Source organism: Streptomyces endocoffeicus, from assembly GCF_016741935.1.
GTDB classification, from domain to species: domain Bacteria; phylum Actinomycetota; class Actinomycetes; order Streptomycetales; family Streptomycetaceae; genus Streptomyces; species Streptomyces endocoffeicus.
On record NZ_JAERRG010000148.1, the window covers coordinates 1 to 1,382 of the forward strand.

Consider the following 1,382-nt stretch of genomic DNA (forward strand, 5'->3'; position numbering starts at 1 on the left):
CTCGGAGCACGCACGGACGTCGGGGACGTCGCAGCCGCTGGGCTCGAGGCGGCCGAGCACCCCCTCCTCGGCGCGGCGGTGACGCTCGCGGATTCGGACGGCGTCGTCCTCACCGGCCTGCTGTCCCCGGCGACGCAGCGGTGGCTGGCCGACCACCGGGTGGGCGAGACGATCGTCCTGCCCGGGGCCGCGTTCGTCGAACTCGCGCTGCGCGCCGGAGACCAGGTCGGCTGCGGTGTCCTCGCCGAACTCACCGTCGAGACGCCGCTGCCGCTTCCCGCTCGAGGCGGCGTGCGCGTGCAGGTGGCCGTGTCGGCGCCCGACGGCACCGGCCGCCGCCCGATCTCCGTCTACTCCCGCCCGGACGACGAGGCTCCATGGACGCTGCACGCGTCCGGCGCCCTGGCCGCCACCGGAGCACGACCGCCCGGCGACGCCGACCTGGCCGCCTGGCCGCCGCCGGGCGCCGAACCCCTCGACGTCAGCGCCGCCTACCCGGCCCTCGCCGACGCGGGGCTCGGATACGGCCCCGCGTTCCAGGGACTCAAGGCGGCCTGGCAGTCCGGCGGCGACCTCTACGCAGAGGTGGAGCTCCCATCGGACGAGCGCGACCAGGTGGGCAGGCTCGGCCTGCATCCCGCCCTGCTCGACGCCGCATTCCACGCCGCCGCGTTCGCGGGCGTGTTCGGCGACGAGGCCGCCCTGCCGTACGCCTGGACGGACGTGGCGCTGCACGCCGTCGGCGCCGCGTCCCTCCGCGTCCGCATCCGGGCCGGGGAAGCGGACGGGGTGTCCCTGCTCGCCGCGGACCCGGCCGGGCAGCCGGTCCTGACGGCGCGCTCGGTCACCGCCGCGCCCGCCCGCCTCGACCGGCGAGCGGACCCTGCGGGCCCGGCCCCCCACGACTCGCTGTACCGGCTGTATTGGCAGCCCGTACCGGACACCTCGTCGGCCGAGGACCTGACGGTCGTCGAATGGGACGCGCTCGCCGAGGACTCCGCGCCGGACGTGGTGGTGCTCAGGGTCGGCGGCGAGGATGCGCGCATGTTGACGGGTCGTGTGCTGGAGGTGTTGCAGTCGTGGTTGGCAGGTGATCGTTTTGTGGGTTCGCGGTTGGTGGTGTTGACGTGTGGTGCGGTGTCGGTGGGTGGTGCGGATGTGATGGATCTGGGTGGTGCGGCGGTGTGGGGTTTGGTGCGTTCGGCGCAGTCGGAGCATCCGGGTGCGGGTGTGATTGTCGCGGATGCGGAGCTGGGTGATGTTCCGCTTGTGGTGGCTTGTGGTGAGCCGCAGGTGGTTGTCCGGGATGGTGCTGCGTATGTGGGGCGCCTTGTGCGGGTGCCGGGTGGGTCGGTGGGCGCGGGTGGGTCGGTGTTCGATGG

At 74.0% G+C, this 1,382-nt stretch carries 1 protein-coding gene; it reads left to right on the forward strand.

Translation table 11 applies throughout. The features are described 5' to 3' along the window. Nucleotides 1-1,382, forward strand: a 1,382-nt coding sequence (locus tag JK364_RS54280; RefSeq protein WP_201858856.1) for a SpnB-like Rossmann fold domain-containing protein, incomplete at both ends; no start/stop codon positions are given.